Annotated in this window: 16 protein-coding genes; 15 read left to right on the top strand and 1 reads right to left on the bottom strand. The window is 46.9% G+C overall.

Going from position 1 to position 20,511, the window contains the following annotated elements:
• Window positions 1–130: 130 nt before the first annotated feature.
• The gene (locus J7I83_RS00545) at window positions 131–1,507 is read right to left on the bottom strand and encodes a glycine--tRNA ligase (RefSeq protein WP_215098738.1); all 1,377 of its coding nucleotides are present in this window, start codon (window positions 1,505–1,507) and stop codon (window positions 131–133) included.
• A 324-nt stretch (window positions 1,508–1,831) separates the two neighbouring features.
• Here J7I83_RS00545 and ccpN point away from each other — a divergent pair, with 324 nt between their 5' ends.
• The 15 genes from ccpN (at window position 1,832) to J7I83_RS00470 (ending at window position 20,202) form a co-directional block, all read left to right on the top strand.
• On the top strand, window positions 1,832–2,470 hold the full coding sequence (gene ccpN, locus J7I83_RS00540) for a transcriptional regulator CcpN (protein ID WP_215098737.1): 639 nt from the start codon (window positions 1,832–1,834) through the stop codon (window positions 2,468–2,470).
• A gap of 10 nt (window positions 2,471–2,480) precedes the next feature.
• Window positions 2,481–3,287 (top strand): pyruvate, water dikinase regulatory protein, encoded by an 807-nt coding sequence (locus J7I83_RS00535; RefSeq protein WP_215098736.1) that lies wholly within the window; start codon window positions 2,481–2,483, stop codon window positions 3,285–3,287.
• 197 nt (window positions 3,288–3,484) lie between these two features.
• Window positions 3,485–5,284 (top strand): DNA primase, encoded by a 1,800-nt coding sequence (gene dnaG, locus J7I83_RS00530; RefSeq protein ID WP_215098735.1) that lies wholly within the window; start codon window positions 3,485–3,487, stop codon window positions 5,282–5,284.
• Between the two features lie 33 nt (window positions 5,285–5,317).
• A complete protein-coding gene (gene rpoD / locus J7I83_RS00525) occupies window positions 5,318–6,472 on the top strand; it encodes an RNA polymerase sigma factor RpoD (RefSeq protein ID WP_215098734.1) in 1,155 nt (384 codons plus the stop codon).
• Window positions 6,473–6,625: 153 nt separating this feature from the next.
• Window positions 6,626–7,765, top strand: a complete 1,140-nt coding sequence (locus J7I83_RS00520; protein ID WP_215098733.1) for an acyl-CoA dehydrogenase family protein — start codon at window positions 6,626–6,628, stop codon at window positions 7,763–7,765.
• A 254-nt stretch (window positions 7,766–8,019) separates the two neighbouring features.
• Complete coding sequence (cccA, locus tag J7I83_RS00515) at window positions 8,020–8,412, top strand: cytochrome c550 (protein WP_215098732.1); 393 nt, start codon at window positions 8,020–8,022, stop codon at window positions 8,410–8,412.
• Window positions 8,413–8,475: 63 nt separating this feature from the next.
• Window positions 8,476–9,189 carry a tRNA (adenine(22)-N(1))-methyltransferase gene (locus J7I83_RS00510; RefSeq protein ID WP_215098731.1) on the top strand — a complete coding sequence of 238 codons (714 nt, stop codon included), beginning with the start codon at window positions 8,476–8,478 and terminating at the stop codon, window positions 9,187–9,189.
• Window positions 9,176–10,288, top strand: coding sequence for a Nif3-like dinuclear metal center hexameric protein (locus J7I83_RS00505; RefSeq protein ID WP_215098730.1), 1,113 nt, complete (start codon window positions 9,176–9,178; stop codon window positions 10,286–10,288). The genes J7I83_RS00510 and J7I83_RS00505 overlap by 14 nt, the downstream gene beginning before the upstream one ends.
• 397 nt (window positions 10,289–10,685) lie before the next feature.
• The gene (locus tag J7I83_RS00500) at window positions 10,686–12,155 is read left to right on the top strand and encodes a glycoside hydrolase family 32 protein (protein WP_215098896.1); all 1,470 of its coding nucleotides are present in this window, start codon (window positions 10,686–10,688) and stop codon (window positions 12,153–12,155) included.
• 32 nt (window positions 12,156–12,187) lie between these two features.
• Window positions 12,188–13,153 (top strand): carbohydrate kinase family protein, encoded by a 966-nt coding sequence (locus tag J7I83_RS00495; protein ID WP_215098729.1) that lies wholly within the window; start codon window positions 12,188–12,190, stop codon window positions 13,151–13,153.
• 225 nt (window positions 13,154–13,378) lie between these two features.
• Window positions 13,379–13,822 carry a CopY/TcrY family copper transport repressor gene (locus J7I83_RS00490; RefSeq protein ID WP_215098728.1) on the top strand — a complete coding sequence of 148 codons (444 nt, stop codon included), beginning with the start codon at window positions 13,379–13,381 and terminating at the stop codon, window positions 13,820–13,822.
• Window positions 13,823–13,844: 22 nt separating this feature from the next.
• Window positions 13,845–16,301 (top strand): heavy metal translocating P-type ATPase, encoded by a 2,457-nt coding sequence (locus J7I83_RS00485; protein WP_215098727.1) that lies wholly within the window; start codon window positions 13,845–13,847, stop codon window positions 16,299–16,301.
• 50 nt (window positions 16,302–16,351) lie between these two features.
• Complete coding sequence (locus tag J7I83_RS00480) at window positions 16,352–16,630, top strand: glutaredoxin family protein (protein WP_215098726.1); 279 nt, start codon at window positions 16,352–16,354, stop codon at window positions 16,628–16,630.
• A gap of 480 nt (window positions 16,631–17,110) precedes the next feature.
• Complete coding sequence (gene gap / locus J7I83_RS00475; protein ID WP_215098725.1) at window positions 17,111–18,115, top strand: type I glyceraldehyde-3-phosphate dehydrogenase; 1,005 nt, start codon at window positions 17,111–17,113, stop codon at window positions 18,113–18,115.
• A gap of 869 nt (window positions 18,116–18,984) precedes the next feature.
• A complete protein-coding gene (locus J7I83_RS00470; protein WP_215098724.1) occupies window positions 18,985–20,202 on the top strand; it encodes an IS110 family RNA-guided transposase in 1,218 nt (405 codons plus the stop codon).
• Window positions 20,203–20,511: the final 309 nt, after the last annotated feature.

Genomic DNA, 20,511 nt, shown 5'->3' with positions numbered 1-20,511 from the left:
TCTTTGATGTCCAGACTCCAGCAGCCAGATTCTAGGGTCATAAGCCACTCTTGCTGTGCGGCAAAGAACGCCGCTTCGCAAGCGCGTCTTATGCCCGTCAAATCTATACGGCTGCTTCCGCTTTTCTTAATTAAAACTGAATATGCTTTTCAACATAAGCCTGGACTTCAGCGATCGGCATGCGTGTCTGCTCCATGGAATCGCGGTGGCGGACTGTTACCTGGCCATCTTCGACAGAATCAAAGTCGTAGGTGATGCAGAACGGTGTACCGATTTCATCTTGACGGCGGTAGCGTTTGCCGATGGATTGGGACTCGTCGTAATCCACCATGAAATGCTTGGCCAACTCAGCAAATACGCCAGTTGCGCCTTCTGCCAATTTTTTGGAAAGTGGCAGGACAGCTGCTTTATAAGGAGCCAAAGCCGGGTGGAATCGTAAGACGGTGCGTTTGTCGTCGTTTTCAAGTTCTTCTTCGCTGTAGGCATCTACCAGGAATGCCAATGTGACGCGGTCAGCTCCAAGGGACGGCTCGATGCAATAAGGCACAAAGCGCTCGTTGGTCACCGGATCGATGTAATTGAAATCTTCTCCGGAATGCTCCATATGGCGTTTCAGGTCAAAGTCGGTGCGGTCTGCAATGCCCCAAAGTTCGCCCCAGCCAAATGGGAATTTGTATTCGATATCCACAGTGGCATTTGAATAATGCGAAAGTTCATCTTCTTCATGCTCGCGCAGGCGGATATTGTCTTCGGTAATATTCAAATCCAGCAGCCACTTTTTGCAGAAATCGCGCCAGTAGGCGTACCATTCCAAATCCTCGCCAGGCTTGCAGAAGAATTCAAGTTCCATTTGTTCGAATTCACGCGTCCGGAAAGTGAAATTGCCCGGTGTGATTTCATTTCGGAAACTTTTGCCGATCTGTGCTATCCCGAAAGGCATTTTTTTGCGCATTGAACGCTGGACGTTCTTATAGTTGACGAAAATTCCCTGGGCCGTTTCCGGACGCAGGAAGATTTCATTGGTGGAAGCTTCAGTGACGCCTTGGAATGTCTTGAACATCAAGTTGAACTGGCGTACTTCTGTGAAGTCCTGTGCACCGCATGTCGGGCACTTCACTTCGTGTTCCTGGATCAGTTCTGCCATCCGGTCAAAGGACAAGCCGTCGACGATCAATTCGATGCCTTTGGCGTCCAATGCGTTTTCGATCAATTTATCCGCGCGGTGGCGCGTTTTACAGCTTTTGCAGTCGATCATCGGATCGTTGAAGTTGCCGACATGCCCTGAAGCGACCCAAGTTTTAGGGTTCATCAGGATGGCTGCGTCCAATCCAACATTATAAGGGGATTCCTGGACAAATTTTTTCCACCATGCTTTTTTAATATTGTTTTTCAGTTCGACGCCAAGTGGGCCATAATCCCATGTATTCGCCAATCCTCCATAAATTTCAGAGCCTGGAAATACAAATCCTCTGTGTTTCGCTAAAGTTACTACATCTTCCATTGACATAAAATTACCTCCATAAAATAAAAAATCGTACCCATCCACGGACATGTCATCATGTCCGAGGACGAGTACGTTAAGACCCGCGGTTCCACCTCGATTGACTGCAAATTGCAGCCCGCTTAAAATAAAAAATGGCTCTGGATCGCCTTTTCCTGTAGGTGCAGGCTTTCACTATCTCTGCTCGCTCTCATGTACAGTACTTCTCTATCCGTCATTGCCTCTGTTAAGTTCGTTCATATTATACCACGACAATGTTTTCTTCGCAATATCCCGTTAATTAGTATATAATAATTCATATTGAGTATAACATATATATATTTTGAGGCGGTGAGTCCAATCGAACTCAATAAACGGCAAGAGGAAATTCTGCAAATCGTTAAAGGCAACGGTCCGATTACTGGCGAACAGATAGCAGATCGCTTGAACTTAACAAGGTCGACTTTACGACCTGACTTAGCCATCTTGACAATGGCAGGCTTTCTAGATGCCCGTCCGCGTGTTGGCTATTTTTATTCGGGAAAAAAACCGGGTCAGGATGTTACAGACACGATGAACAATATGAAGGTCAAGGATTTCCAATCGATTCCGGTTGTCGTCAGGGAAGATGTCAGTGTATACGACGCTATCAGCCAGATGTTCCTGGATGATGTCGGCACGCTTTTTGTCGTGGACAAAAAATCATACCTGGCCGGAGTGCTGTCGAGAAAGGATTTGCTGCGTGCAAGTCTGGGCAGCCAGAACTTAGCCGGCATCCCTGTACATATCATCATGACGCGTATGCCGAACATTACATATTGCGCAAAAAACGAATCACTGATCCAGGCAGCGCATCGCCTGATCAATCAGCAAATCGATGCTCTGCCAGTGGTGGAAGAACAGCCAGATGGCTTTAAAGTCGTCGGCAGGTTAACAAAAACGAATATTACTCGTGCGTTTTTATCATTATCAGAAAACCACGATTTGTGAGGTGCCAACTATGAATTCACTCCGTTTGTTTATTGTCTCCGATTCAGTCGGAGAAACAGGGGAACTGGTCGCAAAAGCAGCTGTCAGCCAATACCTGAACGCAGATCAAAATGCAGTCCTCAAGCGTTTTCCTTATATCGATTCGATCGATCACGTGCAGGAAATCGTCAAATTGGCTGTCGAACAAAAGGCTTTTATCGTCTATACCCTGGTTTCCCAGAAACTGCGGGACTATATGCAGTCTGAAACAATTAAATTCCATGTCACGGCAGTGGATTTGATGGGCCCTCTTCTGGATGCGCTGGAAAAAGAGTTGGATGCTCCGCCGTTGCAGGAAGCGGGTCTGGTCCGCAAACTGGACGATGATTATTTTAAAAAAGTGGAAGCCATTGAATTCGCCGTCAAATACGACGACGGCCGGGATCCACGCGGCATTCTGATGGCCGACATCGTACTGGTCGGAATTTCAAGAACTTCCAAAACACCGCTTTCCCAATACTTGGCACATAAGCGGCTGAAAGTCGCCAACGTACCATTGGTGCCGGAAGTCGACCCGCCGGATGAGCTGTACCATGTAGACCCGAACAAATGCTTCGGCTTGGTCATCTCGCCGGATAAACTTAATAATATCCGCAAAGAACGGTTGATTGCCCTCGGCTTGAACGATGATGCCAATTACGCGAAAATCGACCGCATCCACGAAGAAATCGGTCATTTCCACAAAGTGGTAGATCGCATCGGCTGCGAAATAGTGGATGTGACAAATCGGGCAGTAGAAGAAACTGCAAATCTAATCTTAAGCAAACTCCAAAAATGATTTCAGGAAAACCACCTGCATAGGTGGTTTTTCTTTCTTTTTGATGGATTTTTTGATAAAAACGTTTTATAATCAAGAATTGTGGCTAAAGCTTACTATTAGAGAAAGTAGTTTGCTGTATTTTTTGTCGAAAAATGAAGGATTTTGTCTTTCTATCACGAATAAAGTAAGTTAAGCAAACAAAGATGGTGAAAATAATGTCCAATCGAGTTCCTGAAGAAGTGATTGAAAAAATTCGTTCCAGCACAGACATTGTGGATGTCGTCGGTGAGTACGTCCAGTTAACTAAAAGGGGCCGCAATTGGTTCGGTCTTTGCCCTTTCCACGGAGAAAGCACACCATCTTTTTCAGTTACTGCCGATAAGCAGATCTTTCATTGCTTTGGCTGCGGAGCGGGTGGCAATGTCATCACATTTCTGATGGATATTGAAAATTTAACGTTTCAGGAAGCCTTATCGAGACTCGGAAGCCGCTCAGGTATAGATGTTGATATACAGAGCCCTGCCGAATCCGGTCCGGTGCAATCAAAAAGCGATCATCAATTAGTTTTGATGCACGAGTTTGCTGCAGATATGTACCACCATATTCTATTGAATACGGAGGAAGGCCAAGTGGCATTGGACTATTTGGAAAATAGGGGCTTTACCCGTGAAATTATCGAAAAAAACAGGATCGGCTGGTCGCTTCCGGAGTGGAACTACATGGCATCTTCACTAAAGCGAAAAGGCTTTAGTGAAGAAGAGCTGGAGACGAGCGGCTTGGCAATTCCACGTGAGCAATCAAGTGGCTATTTTGATCGATTCCGCGGTAGAATCATGTTTCCGATCATGAACGAAAGCGGCAAAGTAATCGCCTTTTCGGGAAGGGTCCTTGAGCATACCAAACAGGAAGCCAAATATATGAACAGCCCGGAATCTCCGATTTTCCAAAAAAGCCAAGTGCTTTATAATGTGCATCATGCCAGAGGCGCTATACGCAAAAACAGGAAAATCATTTTGTTTGAAGGGTTTATGGATGTCATTGCAGCGGGTAAAGCAGGAGTTGACAATGCCTTAGCGACAATGGGGACTTCACTCACTTCTCAGCATATCCGGCAAATGAAACGTTTTGCCCAGGAAGTCGTGATCTGTTTTGACGGTGATGATGCAGGCTGGGAAGCGGCTAAAAGAGCGGCAATTGCCTTAAACGAAGATAATTTCAAAGTGGAAGTGGCTGTTCTGCCAGGCAAGATGGACCCGGATGACTTTGTCCGTGAAAACGGGGCTGAAGCCTTCAAAGAACAGATTATCGGAAAGCCGCATGCTTTTATTGCATTTGCGATGATGCACGCCCGCAGGCATAAGAATTTCCAGTATGAAAACGACCTGCTGCAGTACATCCAGGAAGTGCTGCAACTTCTAGCCGGTAGATCCTCGCCTTTAGAGCGGGATTTATATATAAAGCAATTATCAGTGGAAACGGGATTATCTCAGGAAGCTATCCTACAGCATTATCGGAAATTAGAAAACAAGACGATCGAACGGAACCGCCCCGAACCACCGGCAGTGAAAACGGTTAAAAAAGAGCCGAAGCGCATCACTTCATTGCACCGGGCGGAACGGATGCTCTTATCACATGCCCTGGCAGATCCGTCAGTCATGGATAAATTGGCGGACGAAGACAACGGCATACCATTTGTCAGTGAAGAATTCCAGGCGCTGTACGTTCAATTGCTCGGTTTCTATGAAGAATGGGACAAAGCGGATTTCCATAAATTCCTGGAAACCCTGCAGGATGCAGAACTCCGCAAGCTTGTCATGGAAACTGCGTTATCCGAACGTGATCCCGAATATGCAGATGAAGAAATTGCAGATTGCTTGAAGCATCTGCAAAAACATCGGGTCGAACAGCAAATCAATCTAAAAATCCAGCAATCAAAAGAAGCGGAAAAACAGCATGACCTTAAGCGCGCTTTACTTCTTGCACAAGAAGTGATTGCTTTACGGAAATCATTGTAAGTTAATTCCGGTTTTTTTAAAGGAGGAAGTCACATGGCTGAGAAATCTGAACGCCAAACTGAAGTTGAAGCAAGCAATGTACCATTGACTACTGAAGGTCCGGAAGCAACTGTCGAAGAAGCGAAAAAACAGCTGATCGAAACAGGTAAAAAAACCGGAGAGCTCAATTACGAACAAATTGCCGACAAATTAGCGGTTTTCGAAATGGAATCCGATGCAGTAGAAGAATTTATCGACCAATTGGAGGGCCACGGCATCGAATTGGAACGTAAATCCGATGACGAGGAACATTTGGATCGTTTGATGAAACCAACCGAAGACAAATTCGACTTGAATGATTTAAGCGTACCGCCAGGCATCAAAATCAATGACCCTGTCCGCATGTACTTGAAAGAAATTGGACGTGTCGATTTGCTGAAAGCGGAAGAAGAAGTCCGCTTGGCGAAATTGATCGAGCAGGGTGACGGAGAGGCGAAAAAACGCCTTGCTGAAGCCAATCTGCGACTAGTCGTCAGTATTGCCAAACGCTATGTCGGCCGCGGCATGCTGTTCCTGGATTTGATCCAGGAAGGGAATATGGGCTTGATCAAAGCAGTTGAAAAATTTGATTACTCAAAAGGGTTCAAGTTCAGTACTTATGCAACCTGGTGGATCCGCCAGGCCATTACACGCGCCATCGCTGACCAGGCGCGGACAATCCGCATCCCGGTTCATATGGTTGAAACCATCAATAAATTGATTCGTGTGCAGCGCCAGCTGCTTCAGGATCTTGGCCGTGAGCCTTCTCCGGAAGAAATCGGGGAGGAAATGGACCTGTTGCCTGAAAAAGTCCGTGAAATCCTGAAAATCGCTCAAGAGCCGGTATCATTGGAAACGCCGATCGGCGAAGAAGATGATTCTCATTTAGGCGACTTTATTGAAGATTCGGATGCGCAATCTCCATCTGACCACGCCGCTTATGAATTGCTGAAAGAGCAATTGGAAGATGTCTTGGATACCTTGACCGATCGTGAAGAAAACGTTCTGCGTCTTCGTTTCGGTTTGGACGATGGCCGTACGCGGACATTGGAAGAAGTCGGAAAAGTGTTTGGCGTTACGCGCGAGCGAATTCGTCAGATTGAAGCGAAAGCTTTGCGCAAACTGCGCCACCCTTCTCGCAGCAAACGCTTGAAAGATTTTCTTGAATAGGAATAACAGCTCGAGCCGCTACCGGATTTTCCGGAAAGCGGCTCTTTTTTAAAGAGACTGAAAAAGGAATTCCAGTTAAAGCTTGAGTTTGTCTTAATTTTCCCTATATAATGAAAGTTGTAAGCGTATTCATAACAAAGGGGATGTACACAAATGGATTTCGATTTGACACAAGAACAACAGATGATCAAAAAGACCATGAAGGAATTTGCCGATAAGGTGGTGGCACCAGGTGCCATTGACCGTGACCGTTCCAAGGCATTTCCGACCGAAATCTTCAAACAGCTGTCCAACATGGGGATGATGGGCTTGCCGTTTGATGAAAAATACGGCGGAGCTGGAGCGGATACCACCAGTTTTGCAATTGTGACAGAAGAGTTGAGCCGTGCCTGTGCATCTACAGGAATCACATATTCTGCGCATATTTCTCTTGGCGGGGCGCCGCTGAATTTGTTTGGAACTGAAGAACAGAAAGAAAAATACTTGACACCGATTTGCACTGGCGAATCGTTTGGTGCTTTCGGATTGACAGAACCCAATGCCGGATCTGATGCTGGAGGGACGGAAACGCGTGCAGTCGAAGATGGGGATGACTGGGTCATCAACGGCTCGAAAGTCTATATCACCAACGCCAGCCATGCCAAGCACCTGGCGATTACAGCCATTACAGGAATGAATGGCGACAAAAAGGAAATCAGTGCCATCATCGTACCGACCGACGCTGAAGGCTTTACCATTATTGATAATTACGAGAAAATGGGGCTGCATTCTTCAAACACGACAGAATTGGTGCTGGAAAATGTCCGTGTGCCGAAGGAAAACCTGTTAGGCAAGCGTGGAGATGGCTTTAAGCAGTTTCTGGTGACATTGGATGGCGGACGCATAGGCATTGCAGCCATGGCTGTAGGCATTGCTCAGGCGGCGTTTAACAAAGCTTTGGCTTATTCCAAAGAGCGCAAGCAGTTCGGCAAAACATTGTCTGAGTTCCAGGTCACACAGTTCAAACTGGCGGATATGGCGATGAAAATTGAACTGGCACGCAATATGGTCTATAAAGCCGCTTGGCTGAAAGATCAGGGGCGGCCGTTCACAAAAGAAGCATCAATGGCAAAGCTGTATGCTTCCGAAATTTCCATGGAAGTGGCTGACGAAGCGATCCAGATTCATGGGGGCTATGGCTACATGAAGGAATACGAAGTTGAACGCTATATGCGCGATGCGAAATTATTAGAGATCGGTGAAGGCACATCTGAAATTCAACGCATGGTCATTGCACGCCAAATCGGCTGCTGAGAAAATTGATTATGGCCCTGCAATATGCAGGGCTTTTCTTATGACGGAGCATGTTCCTAAAAAAATAAGTTTTATTAGAAAAGTATCGTGAAAAACCAGTGTGGAACTGTCTCAAATAAAAATTAATTACCGTTTTTGTCACAAACAAGGAAAAGTTATCTGTTAAGACTTTTCGTTTCATTGATAATACAGTACAATAATGAATGATACGAATAATATCATCAAGCAGAACTTAGTAGAGGGAGGGGTAACGGATGCAAAAAAATGCAATTGTACCTTATATCTTAATCATGGCGTTCGGTATTGGTTTAATTTTCTTCTTGTCAGTACAAGGAGTAAACGACGAAGCTGAAATCGCAGAAGAACAAGCAACAGAAGAAGGCGGCGGAGAAACAGCTGCTGAAGGTGAAGAAGGCGGAGAAACCGCTGAGGCGGATTTCGATCCTGAAGCGCACGCACAAGCAAACTGTATTTCTTGTCACGGTTCAAGCTATGAAGGCGGAGTAGGTCCATCTTTGATCGGCACTGCACTTGCACAAGAAGACATTGAAAACATTTTGGTCAATGGTCAAGGCACTATGCCTGGCGGTCTTGTAGCAGAAGAGAACGCAGCAGCAATGGCTGAGTGGGTATTATCACTCGAATAGCATCTAAAAAACCCTTAGTTCTTCTGGAGCTAAGGGTTTTTCTGTCAAATTAGGAGGATCTGAATGAATGCTCAACAATTATCACATCGGCTGACAAAAGTCGCTCATCATGTGCCACAAGGCGCGGTGGTGGCAGATATCGGCAGTGACCATGCCTATTTGCCCTGTTATCTAGTATTGACCGGTACCATAGATAAAGCCGTTGCAGGGGAAGTCGTCAAAGGCCCTTATGAATCGGCTCAAAAACAGGTGCAGCAGGAAGGCCTGACCGGACAGATTGACGTCCGTCTGGCCAGTGGGCTCGATGCCATCCATCCGGAAGACGGCATAACTGCTGTCACCATCGCAGGCATGGGCGGTCCATTGATTTGCTCGATTCTGGAGCAGGGCAAAGAACGGCTGGCTGGAGTGGAACGACTGATCCTGCAGCCGAATGTTCATGCCAAATCCATTCGTGAGTGGGCGGTGGCGAATGGCTGGACCATCGCCGAAGAAGAGATATTAAAGGAAAATGAAAAAATCTATGAAATTCTGGTGCTTGAAAAAGCCCCATCAGCTGTTTTATGGACACCGCAGCAATTGTTGATGGGGCCGGAACTGCTGAAGGAAAAAACGGCGATTTTCCATGAAAAATGGACGCGCGAAAGTGACCAATGGAAGAAAATTGTCGCTTCGATGGAAGCAACTACCCAGACAGTGGAAATCATGGAAAAAAAACAAGAACTGATTGAAAAAATAAAATTGGTGGAAGAGGTGCTGCAACGTGAAAATTCCTAACGGCCAGGAGATCATCGCAGAGTTCGAGAAATGGTCGCCCAAGTACTTGGCAATGGAGGGCGATCCGATCGGCTTGCATGTGGGAACCCTGAACAAGAAAATTGATCGGGTCCTGGTGACCTTGGACGTCAATGAAGAAGTTGTCGATGAAGCGATTGCCAAAGGCGCAGGATTGATCATCGCACATCATCCGCCGATTTTCCGTCCCTTGAAAAACCTGCAGACGGATTTCCCGCAGGGGCGGTTGATGGAAAAACTCATCAAATCCGATATTGCCGTCTATGCAGCACACACCAATCTGGATGTGGCTGCGGGTGGGGTCAATGATTTATTGGCGGATGCGCTGGGATTGAAAAACACCAGTGTACTGGTTCCGACCTATGAAGCGGAATTGGTGAAAATCGCTGTATTTGTCCCCGAAAGCCATGAAGAAACAGTTCGGGAGGCGTTCGGAAAAGCTGGAGCCGGAGCGATCGGCGATTATGAATACTGCAGCTATAGTTTATCAGGGACCGGCCGTTTCCGTCCAACGAATGAGGCGAATCCATATATCGGTGAAGCTGGGAAAATGGAAGTGACGGCCGAAACAAAAGTGGAAGTCGTTGTCCGCAAGAACGAAAAAGATCGCGTCATCAAAGCCATGCTTGCAGCGCATCCATATGAAGAAGTTGCCTATGACGTCTTTACCTTGGAAAACAAGGAAATCGCCATGGGATTGGGCCGCGTCGGAACGCTTGAAACCCCGATGACATTGAAGGAATTTGCCGATTGGGCAAAACAACAGCTCGATGTCCCTACTCTTCGTGTAGTGGGTGATCCGGGTGCTGCCATCAAAAAAGTGGCCGTGCTCGGAGGCGATGGCAACAAATATATCCAACAGGCCAAGCGCGCAGGGGCGGATGTCTACGTCACAGGGGATATGTATTTCCATGTTGCACAGGATGCACAGGCGATAGGGCTGAATATTGTCGATCCGGGCCATCATGTGGAAAAAGTGATGATACAAGGTGTGGTGAACCATATGGCCAAGCAGCAGCCAAACTGGCAATGTGAATTTCTGCCGTCACAAACAAATACAGAACCTTTTCGGTTCATTTAAAAAAGAGGCCACGGCCTCTTTTTTTGTTTTATTCATAATTTCAGCCTTTATCGGACGATAAAGAATTTTAAAAGTTGATTTTTTTCCTTTATATAAGTGATGCCGAACGAACCGGCATAACTCAGGACGAAAAGCAGCTGCCGGTTTAGTCACCTTACTGAATGGTGGACACATTCCGCTCATAAATTTGTCTGAATATCAGATTATTGAAAGAGGGAGCGTTGATAATAAATCTTGGAAATAATATAATTTAGGTAAGAAAGCGCTTTCATTCGCAATGGAATGGAACCGATTCGATAAAGAGCTTTCGACAAGGGGAAGGGTTCTTTGACAAGTTAATATTTTGGTACATGTGGCAAGGAAAAATTTTACTTTTACCAAAAGGAGCATAAATAAAATGGAATTACCACGGGGGAAAAGTTACATCCGACTTGATCAGGTCAGCCAGGAAGATATTGATAAGTTGATTTTAAGGGTTAATAGCTGTACGTGGCGGCAAACGTTTCATATCCAACCAGTCTCTGGGCTTCTCAATGATCCGAACGGCTTCTGCTTTTACAACGGTGAATATCATTTGTATTACCAATGGCATCCGTTAGGGCCTTTTCATGGCTTGAAATATTGGTACCATACCAAATCAACAGACCTCGTAAACTGGACAAATGTCGGGATTGCCATTAAACCGGACGAGTATTTTGACAGCCATGGCGCATATTCGGGAAGTGCCGTTGAGCATAACGGAAACTTATATTTGTTATACACAGGCAATACAAGGGATGAGAATCTCGAGAGACATCCTTATCTATGTATAGCCCTTATGGATGATGAAGGAAATATCATCCAATCGAAAAAATCAGTTCTTGATAAAGTTCCAGAGGGGTATACAGAGCACTTCCGCGATCCGAAAGTATGGAAAGAGGAAGAAAAGTTTTATGCCGTAATAGGCGCCCAAAGAACCGATAAAACAGGGGCTGTCTGTTTGTTGAGTTCGTCTGATTTGTTGGAATGGAAATTTGAAGGTGAGCTGGCCACAAACCTGGATGACTTCGGTTTTATGTGGGAATGCCCGGATTATTTTGAAATGGAAGATCAAGGTATCCTGATCTTCTCTCCGCAAGGACTGGAGCCTGTTGGGGATCTTTATCAAAACATTTACCAGGCGGGTTATGTGATGGGCGAAAAGATCGATCTGCAACGACGGGAATTGACTCACGGAAGTTTTATCGAACTTGATCGTGGTTTTGATTTTTATGCCCCGCATACAATGAAGGATCCGAGTGGCAGACGTCTTATGGTCGCCTGGATGGGTTTGCCTGAAATTGAGTACCCCAGCGATATCAATGGATGGGCAAACTGCTTGACCATCCTGAGAGAATTATCGCTTCGCGATGGAAAACTTATTCAAAAACCTGTTCCGGAACTGGAGTCACTCCGTAAGAACAAAGTCGAAGCAGAAGATACAATTTGGGATGAAAAGAAAATGTATGATGGATTCTCAGGGGCCACTTATGAGCTGGTTTGTGAGTTTGAACGAGGAGACGCCTTGGAATATGGCATAGAATTCCGAGCTGGTGAAGAAGAAAAAACGGTGATCAAATATGATGCAGTCCAGGGGAAAGTTATACTGGACCGCACTCTATCGGGCAAAGTGATTGGAAGCAAGTATGGAACAGAAAGAAAATGCCAGATTGTTGGAGGGGTTCGCAAGTTTCATCTGTTCGTCGATTCTTCATCAGTAGAGATTTTTGTGAACGATGGAGAAGAAGTTTTTACCTCCCGGATTTTTCCTGATGTAAGAAGCAAGGGAATCCGGTTTTATGCAACTGGCGGTTCTGTGACTTTTAAAGCAGTAAAGTGGGACTATTAATAGAGGAACATTCGAAGAGGGAGATGTGCTGAATGGGAAATTTGTTTTCTATTGGCGAAATATTAATAGATTTTATCCCGCACCAAAAAGGAATCGCCTTAAAAGATGTCGATTCTTTTACACGAGTGCCTGGTGGTGCTCCTGCAAATGTGGCAGCTGCCGTTGCAAAGTTTGGCGGAACTGCTTCACTGATCACCAAGTTAGGGGAAGATGCCTTTGGTGATTTTCTTTTGGAACAACTGACAAACTCCGGTGTGAAGACCGATAAGATTGTAAGAACAAAAGAGGCGAACACGGGCCTTGCCTTTGTATCATTGCGCGAAGATGGAGAACGCGACTTTTCATTTTACAGAAACCCTTCTGCAGATTTGCTGCTTGAAGACTCTGAAGTAAATGCCGACTGGTTCCATCAAGGGGATTTTTTGCACTTTTGTTCTGTGGATTTAGTCGAGAGTCCGATGAAATACGCCCATGTTAAAGCGATTGGAGCTGCCAAGGCGCGTGGCGGGGTTATTAGTTTTGATCCAAATGTGCGTCTGCCTCTGTGGAACGACCCGCAGGAATGCCGGAAGACCATACTGGAATTCCTTCCGATGGCGCATATTGTCAAAATCTCTGATGATGAACTGGAGTTTATTACAGATTTAGCGGATGAACAAAAAGCAATTGCGTCTTTGTTTACAGGGGATGTAAAGGTAGTAGTGTTAAGTAAAGGTGCGAAAGGTGCAGATCTTTACGTCCAGAACAAAAAATATTCATCCGCGGGATATTCTGTAAAAGTAGAGGACACGACGGGTGCAGGAGATGCGTTCATCGGCGGTTTCCTGTACCAACTGTTGAATTTGAATGCAGGTCAAGATGATTTAGAGGATTTAATAAGCGAGCATCACCAAGAAATACTGGCATTTGCAAACGCCAGCGGAGCGCTGGTGACTACTGGAAAAGGGGCCATCCCTTCGCTTCCCACTAAAGAACAGGTCTTGCAGTTAATAAAATAAAACAAACTTTTATTTCAGGTTTTATTTAGGATTAAGATGGAGAACACCGTTTCTGGCGAAAGCTGGAGACGGTTTTTTTATGCTTTCTTATATAGAAGGAAGAAAATTTTGAACGCGAATCGCTAAGGCGGATTGTGAATATAAGCTGATGGGTTGACGAAAAACGATTACAGTTGTAAACTAAAGTCAAGCGATTACAAATGTAAACGAAATGGAGTGATTTAGATGGTGACAAGAGAGAAAGTGGAAATGACCGCCTCGGAGCGGGAAGTCATGCGAGTTGTCTGGACGCTCGGCAATGCGACGAGCAAAGACATCGTGGATGTGTTGGAGCGGAAACGGGACTGGAAGCCGGCAACGGCCAAAACCTTTATTGGGCGGCTTGTGAAAAAAGGCATTCTTTTCGCGGAACCACACGGCAATAAATACATTTATACAGCCGCGATCAGTGAAGAAGACAGTGTGAAAACAGCGGCGGAACGTTTTTTTGAGCAAATTTGTCATAAGCAAGCGGGCAAGACGATTGCTGATATGCTGGCGGGTGCAACATTGAGCCATCAAGACGTTGAACTCCTCCAGTCCGTGTTGGATGACAAAAAGAAACATTCGGTCGATAAAGTGGCATGCAATTGTGTGCCGGGGCAGTGCAACTGCAGCACACAACGATAATTCATAGATGAGGTGAAACGACATGGAGAAATTACTGACAATCGAAGGGATGACGTGCGCATCGTGCGCCCAGTCCGTTGAGAAATCCGCCGGAAAATTAAACGGCGTGGACGAAGCGAGCGTCAATCTCGCGACAGAAAAACTGAAAGTCCGCTTTGATGAAGGGACGGTTTCAATAGAAGAGATATACGATGCGGTGGAACAGTCCGGTTATAAAGCGCTTGCCCCAGCCGAGACGAAAACCTTCACCATCGAAGGGATGACCTGTGCGTCCTGCGTGCAATCAGTCGAGAAAGCAACAAGAAAACGGGATGGTGTCGCCGAATCGAACGTCAATATGGCGACGGAGAAAATGGTCATCCGCTTTGACCCGCAGCAAGTTACCGTTAACGACATCAAAGCGGCAGTAGCAGATGCCGGTTACGGTGCGGTTGAAGATGTGGACGGCGAATCGTCTGCCGACCAGGACCGTGCGAAAAAAGAAAAGCATATCCATTCGGTGTGGCGGCGCTTCTGGCTGTCCGGCGTCTTGACAATTCCCTTGTTATTGATTTCGATGGGCCATATGATTGGCATGCCGCTGCCGGACGTACTTGATCCGGCTGTGAACCCGGTGAACTTTGTGCTGGTGCAGCTGATGCTGACGATTCCGGTGATGATTCTCGGCAAGAGCTTCTTCACGGTCGGCTTTAAGACTTTGTTCAAAGGCCATCCGAATATGGACTCCCTCATTGCGCTCGGAACCAGTGCGGCCTTTATTTACAGTGTCATTGCGACCGTCTTTGTCCTGATGGGCAATGCGAGCTTCACGATGAATCTCTATTACGAATCGGCTGCAGTCATTTTGACCTTGATTACTTTAGGGAAGTATTTTGAAGCGTTGTCGAAAGGGAAAACGTCTGAAGCGATCAAGAAATTGATGGGCATGGCACCAAAGACGGCGATCGTCGTCCGCAGCGGCGTGGAAACGGAAATTTCCGTGGACGCCGTTGAAACAGGCGACGTGATCATCGTCAAGCCGGGCGAGAAACTTCCGGTCGACGGCGTCGTCGTGGAAGGTGCGACAGCGGTCGATGAATCGATGCTGACGGGCGAAAGCATGCCGGTCGAAAAAGCTGCCGGTGACCGTGTCATCGGAGCGAGCATCAACAAAAACGGCACAATCCGCTATGAGGCGACGAAAGTCGGCAAAGACACCGCTTTGGCGCAGATCATCAAATTGGTGGAAGATGCGCAAGGATCAAAAGCGCCAATCGCTAAAATGGCGGACATCATTTCCGGCTATTTCGTGCCGATTGTCATCGCGATTTCAATCATTTCCGGACTTGCATGGTATTTGGGCGGGCAGACAGGCTTGTTCGCTTTCACAATCGCGATTTCTATCCTTGTTATCGCCTGCCCATGTGCACTTGGTCTTGCAACACCGACCGCCATCATGGTCGGGACAGGGAAAGGCGCGGAGCATGGCGTCTTGATCAAGAGCGGTGGTGCGCTCGAGACGACACACGCCATCGACACAATCGTCTTCGATAAAACCGGGACAATCACCGAAGGCAAACTGACGGTGACCGATATGCTTGTTGCAAAAGACGGGTTGTCAGAAGATGAACTTTTGACCCTCGCCGCATCAGCTGAAAAAGGCTCGGAACATCCGCTCGGCGAAGCGATTGTCAAAAGCGCAGCACAACAAGAGCTGCCGCTGAAAAAGGTTGAACGCTTTACGGCCATTCCGGGACACGGCATCGAAGTCGTCATCGAAGGAAAAGAAGTGCGGCTCGGTAACCGCAAACTTATGGATGACCAAGGGATTGGACTGGGTGACTTTGCATTCGCGTCCGACCGCTTGGCCAACCAAGGAAAGACGCCGATGTTTGTCGCGATGGACGGCGAATTTGCCGGCATCATCGCGGTCGCCGATACGGTGAAACCATCGAGCGTCCACGCCATTCGAAAACTCCAGGACATGGGGATTGACGTGGTCATGCTAACGGGTGACAACAAACTGACCGCTGCGGCAATCGCCAAGCAAGTCGGAATCGAGCACGTATTGAGCGAAGTGCTGCCGGAAGAAAAAGCGAACGAAGTCAAGAAATTGCAGGCAAAAGGCAATAAAGTGGCAATGGCGGGCGACGGCATCAACGACGCCCCGGCACTTGCCCAAGCCGACATCGGCATCGCCATCGGCTCGGGAACGGATGTCGCAATGGAATCCGCAGATATCGTCCTGATGCGCAGCGATTTGATGGACGTGCCAACCGCAATCCAACTGAGTAAATCGACCATCAAAAACATCAAGCAAAACCTGTTCTGGGCGTTCGCCTATAACATACTCGGCATCCCGGTCGCGATGGGTATCCTGTATCTGTTTGGCGGCCCGCTATTGAATCCGATGATTGCTGCTGCGGCGATGAGTTTCAGTTCTGTCTCGGTGTTGCTCAATGCGCTGCGTTTGAAAAACTTCAAACCCGTGACGGTTTAAGGCAACCGTTTTACGGCAAAGCTACTTATATAGAAGGAGTGTGAAGCAAAATGGACAAAGGGATGGAACTGGTCCTCTATACACGCCAGACCTGTTCGGACTGCCAGGACGCCAAAGCATACCTGGCACAGGAGAATATCCCATACGAGCATAAGGACGTCGGTGACAACCCGGCACTCGAAGAGGACATGAAGAAAATATCCGGCGCCAAAATCGTGCCGGTGTTCGCGTTCTATAAAAAAGGCCTGTTCGGCAAAAAACTGGCCGACAACTTTATCGGTTTTGAACGCAACAAAGAAGAAATCCTGCGTTTATTAGACGGGAAATAAGCGAATACCCCTCCAGTGGATGGAGGGGTATTTTTGTATGGAAACCTTTTCCTATTGATTAACGGCTGTCGAATACAGGTTTTTGTGCAGCAGAGATGCTACACTATAAGGAATCGCAGCCCGGTGTCAGGGGGAACTCGGTTTCAAGTCTGCAAATGCACGCCAAAAAAGAGTAGACTCTGGAACTACAGGAATTTTGAGCGTCGGCACGAGTTTAATTATTGGAATATTCTGAGAAATACAGAGTGTCCCTGTCTCCGGTACACTCTGCGAACTGCTGGAAATCGGTGAACATCAGATAAAAAGACAGCTAAAAAAGCTGTGCCATAACATTCTAACGAAAGGAGTAAACTCATGAATAAGCTCAATCACCATCACTATGAAGGACATTTTGGATGTTGATCTGTGGATTCACTTTAGCTTCGAGTTGCACTGAAAAAGCACCTGAAAATAACTGTCCATACTGGAGGAGGAAAATAAATGACGACAAGATTGGCTATTAATGGATTTGGACGTGTAGGAAGAACGACGTTGCGAAGATTATTGGACACGGATTCGGAACTGGAACTGGTTGCGGTGAATGATCTGGCGAATGCTGAAAACCTGGCTTATTTATTGGAATTTGACACCAATTATGGACGTTTAAAACATGAGGTGAAGGTGATTGGAAATGTCCTGGTTGTCAGTGGCAAGGAAATTAAATGTTACCAGGAAGCGGATGCAAAAGATCTGCCATGGGAGGAACTGCAAATTGATATCGTGCTGGAAGCGACCGGTTTGTATGCCACTGCCGATAAGGCACATGCACATCTTGAGGCAGGCGCTAAACGGGTGATTATAACGGCTCCAGCAGATCAGGAAACGAAAATAATCGTTTACGGAGTTAATGAGGGTATCGTTACAAAAGATGATCTGATAATTTCATCAGCTTCGTGTACAACCAATGATTTAGCCCCGGTGGCGAAAGTGTTGCATGATAACTTTGGGATTGTAACGGGTTATATGACGACAATTAAAGCCTATACCCCATCGCAAAAATTGCATGACAGTCCCAAGTCGGATATGAGACGCGGGCGGGCAGGGGCGATGAATGCAATTCCGACCTCTACAGGTGCAGCAAAAGCCGTCGGAAGAGTCATTCCGGAGTTAAAGGGAATTGTTGATGGAACAGCGGTGCGAGTACCACTGGCAGGTGGGGCAATCGTGGAGTTTTACACCAATTTAGCAAGAAAAGTAACAATTGAAGAAGTGAATGCAGCCATGAAGGAGGCTGCGACTCCATCATTTGAATACTCGGAAAAACTGCTTGTGTCCTCAGACGTTATCGGTACTTCGGCAGGAGGTATTTATGATGCAACGTTAACGGATATCGTTGAAAATGGGGATAAGCAGCTTGTGAAAACTGTTTCCTGGTATGACAGCGAATATGGATTTGTATCGAATCTGATTCGTTTGACTGAATATTTTGCTAAAATCATTAAATGAAAATTAATTGACATAGTTGATTTTGTATACTTTAAAAAGGGAGGTGAGAAAATATCCAAATCAAAACTTTAGATGTTGGAGAAATGACTTGTGGCCACTGCAAAATGTCAGTAGAATGCGTAGGTAGCTATTGTAGAGGTAGATTTAAACTCCGGTAAAATGGGTGTTACCCCTATGGCGAATCAAAAATTTCCCCAGAGAACATGATAGAAGCTGCCGAGAACCAATACTTAGAAGTAATATAAAAATAAATGAAAGAAGCTTGGTTTCCTGAACTGAATGCAGAATGGGGACACTTTTTATAAAGTGTCCCCATTCTGCATCAGGCTCTAGACAAAGTCTTTCCAAAATGATTAACGGTGCATAATCCCAATCGCTCTGGCCACTTTGCTTTCCCTGGGCTCAGCTTCGCTGCTCCCACAGGAGTCTTCGTGGCCAGCCCGGTTGGGAGCATACGCTTAAATGAAAGAGAAAAACTTGCTAGTCGGTTCCAAGATGAAAATAGTCCCAAAAAATCTAGTAATCCCTTCACTCAAGGATCCGGAGCGCAAGGCGGCGACTCCTGCGGAATAGCGAAGTGCCGAAATCCACTCGGGCGATAGTCCGAGTTAGTTCGGCGCGAGCCCGCGGAAACATACTAACATTAGTAGCACAAACCATGGCCATGGTTTGTGCTACTATTTTTTTGTAGAAGTGGAGTGAAGTCGTGCGGACGCGGGGATCTGAGAATCCGAACCAGGAAACCGACTCGCTTCACACCCTTATCCGAATCAGGTTAGTATGTTGGGTCCTCGAGACCGTATAAGAAAGTGGAATCGATAAGGCACTGTGAAGAACTTCTATAAAAATGGAGAACAGGAGGAAGCTTGATGAGACACGTCATTGCTTTTGACGTCAGTATGGGCAAAAGCTCCATGGTGGTCTATGACCACAACCAATACTGTCAATACGAAGGGGAATTGAAGCACACACAAGCCGGTTTCTGCGCGTTAAACGAGCGCATCGGTGCTTTGCGCGAACAGGCTGGCCGATTGCCGGCAATCGTTTTCGAAGCCACCGGCGTCTATTCACAACCACTGGAGACCTTCCTGCAGGAAAACAGCTATCCTTACAGCCGGCTGAATCCACTGGAAGCGAAAATCCAAACGGCCGCGATGCGCAGACAGAAGACGGATATCAGCGATGCCCATGAATTGGCCAAATCGCATTTCCGGACGACCCGGAAGGAGACCTACGTTCAATGCGCCTACTATAAACAGATGCGGGCGCTAGGCCGTTACTGCGAGGACATTGAAAAGGAAATCTCTCAACACAACAACCGGCTGCACGCGTTCCTGCAGTTGAGCTTTCCGCTTTTGGAAACGATGTTTACGAAGAGTTCAGCGCTCTTTTTGAACCTCGTCCAGCTCTTTCCACATCCGGCATGCCTCGAGAAGGCAACGAAAGAGGCGCTCCAGGACCAGATCCTACAGGCGACCCGCAAGCGGTTGTCGCGGGTGGAAGCGGAAAAGAAAGCGGTTCAACTTCTCGCCGCTGCGGAAAACTCCTACGCAGCCATCGGTCCGGAAGATGTGCGGTGCCAGCACTTGAAGAACTATGCGAGACGGCTCCTGGAATTGCGGAACCAGAAGAAGGAGGTCATCCGACAAATGGTGGATCTCTCGAAGGACCACGCGGAATTCCATGTGCTCAAGTCTTTTCCCGGGATTGGCGATATCACAGCCGTCCAAATCATCGCTGAGTTAGGCGACATCCAACGCTTCCAAAATGCCAAACAGATCAATGCCTATATCGGCATTGACATCAGACGGCATCAATCAGGCAAGCTCCAGTATCAGGACAAGATCAATAAACGCGGAAACAAGCGGCTGCGGAAAATCCTGTACAACATGGTGATGAACATGATCTCCTGGCGGGCCAAGACACAAAATACCATTGTGGATCATTACGACCAATTAAAAAAACAACCCAATGGAAAGCTCCATCAGGTTGCGGTGATCGCCTGTGTGAATAAGTTCTTGAAAGTCGCATTTCATCTTATCCAACACGGACTTCTCTACCAGTACGAATCCGGCAAGGCTTCGTAACCGTATTTCCCCTACACTATAGCACAAAATCCCCTGCGAAAAAAAGAAGGACCGTCAGGTTTATTTGGCATGTCCACTAAACTGTATTCCCCTGTCACCGGCTGCTTGAAGTGCAGGTGCTCGACTCCTGCGGCATAGTGAGACGACCGAGACCCCGCAGGGAGCGCAGCGACTGAGGAGGCTTGGGCGCGAACCCGCGGAAAGCGAGCGCTGGAACGGAAAGCAGCCATTCTAAGCTCCTTGCTTCTTCTGTTCTCCTGGAATACCAACGAGAAAGATCCTTGACTAATGATAAGAAAGCGTCCGCCT

The sequence above is a fragment of the Planococcus sp. ISL-110 genome, from assembly GCF_018613575.1.
GTDB lineage: Bacteria > Bacillota > Bacilli > Bacillales_A > Planococcaceae > Planococcus.
The sequence above is the reverse complement of the archived record's forward strand: the minus strand, read 5'-3'. Positions and strand labels throughout refer to the sequence as shown.

Bases quoted from the DNA above. Each gene is read 5' to 3' on its own strand.
- J7I83_RS00545 (WP_215098738.1), bottom strand. From the start codon at position 1,507: ATGTCAATGGAAGATGTAGTAACTTTAGCGAAACACAGAGGATTTGTA.
- J7I83_RS00480 (WP_215098726.1), top strand. From the start codon at position 16,352: ATGGACAAAGGGATGGAACTGGTCCTCTATACACGCCAGACCTGTTCG.
- J7I83_RS00490 (WP_215098728.1), top strand. From the start codon at position 13,379: ATGGTGACAAGAGAGAAAGTGGAAATGACCGCCTCGGAGCGGGAAGTC.
- cccA (WP_215098732.1), top strand. From the start codon at position 8,020: ATGCAAAAAAATGCAATTGTACCTTATATCTTAATCATGGCGTTCGGT.
- J7I83_RS00500 (WP_215098896.1), top strand. From the start codon at position 10,686: ATGGAATTACCACGGGGGAAAAGTTACATCCGACTTGATCAGGTCAGC.
- J7I83_RS00485 (WP_215098727.1), top strand. From the start codon at position 13,845: ATGGAGAAATTACTGACAATCGAAGGGATGACGTGCGCATCGTGCGCC.
- gap (WP_215098725.1), top strand. From the start codon at position 17,111: ATGACGACAAGATTGGCTATTAATGGATTTGGACGTGTAGGAAGAACG.
- J7I83_RS00510 (WP_215098731.1), top strand. From the start codon at position 8,476: ATGAATGCTCAACAATTATCACATCGGCTGACAAAAGTCGCTCATCAT.
- J7I83_RS00520 (WP_215098733.1), top strand. From the start codon at position 6,626: ATGGATTTCGATTTGACACAAGAACAACAGATGATCAAAAAGACCATG.
- rpoD (WP_215098734.1), top strand. From the start codon at position 5,318: ATGGCTGAGAAATCTGAACGCCAAACTGAAGTTGAAGCAAGCAATGTA.
- J7I83_RS00470 (WP_215098724.1), top strand. From the start codon at position 18,985: ATGAGACACGTCATTGCTTTTGACGTCAGTATGGGCAAAAGCTCCATG.
- dnaG (WP_215098735.1), top strand. From the start codon at position 3,485: ATGTCCAATCGAGTTCCTGAAGAAGTGATTGAAAAAATTCGTTCCAGC.
- J7I83_RS00495 (WP_215098729.1), top strand. From the start codon at position 12,188: ATGGGAAATTTGTTTTCTATTGGCGAAATATTAATAGATTTTATCCCG.
- J7I83_RS00535 (WP_215098736.1), top strand. From the start codon at position 2,481: ATGAATTCACTCCGTTTGTTTATTGTCTCCGATTCAGTCGGAGAAACA.